Annotated in this window: 1 protein-coding gene and 1 pseudogene; both read left to right on the top strand. The window is 49.8% G+C overall.

The features are described 5' to 3' along the window. A pseudogene (locus tag R7O13_RS31310) lies at nt 1–200 on the top strand (ABC transporter permease); the annotation flags it as partial. Between the two features lie 2 nt (nt 201–202). Beyond that, nucleotides 203–504, top strand: a 302-nt coding sequence (locus R7O13_RS31305) for a DUF3299 domain-containing protein (protein WP_318305790.1), incomplete at its 3' end; no start/stop codon positions are given.

The following is a 504-nucleotide window of genomic DNA, read 5'->3' as shown; positions in this document are numbered from 1 at the left end:
TGGGACTGTATGCGATACTCGCCCTACTTCAGCCCCTAATTCAACAACACTACGGTATAAATCTCACGTTAAGCACGCTTTCTGCGTACGAATGGATGCTGCTTAGCTTTGTACAATGCGCCGGTATTGTGATTGGTTTTATTCCAGCATTCCGCGCCTACAGACAGTCACTCAGTGACGGAATGACCATAAGGATCTAACGATGTGGAAAAAAGTTTTAGCCAGTTGCTTACTCGCGATTGCATTTACGACGCCGGTCATGGCGAGTGATGAGCCATTAACGCTCGACTGGATCGATCTGGTTCCTGAAGCGGAACGTAAGCTGTTCGACAGCGTGGGAATGCCCGCATCTGATCACAGTGGTGGCGCGGCGCAGCAATCAAAAATCGGTAACGTCAGACCAGAACTCAATGGCAGTCAGGTCAAAATCCCTGGCTTCGTGATTCCTCTTGAGGGAGATGCCAACACGGTGACGGAATTTTTGTTGGTGCCGTATTTTGGGGC

The sequence above is a fragment of the Vibrio sp. Y176 genome, from assembly GCF_033438945.1.
Note: the sequence above shows the minus strand (reverse complement) of the source record. Positions and strands in the feature narration are given on the sequence as shown.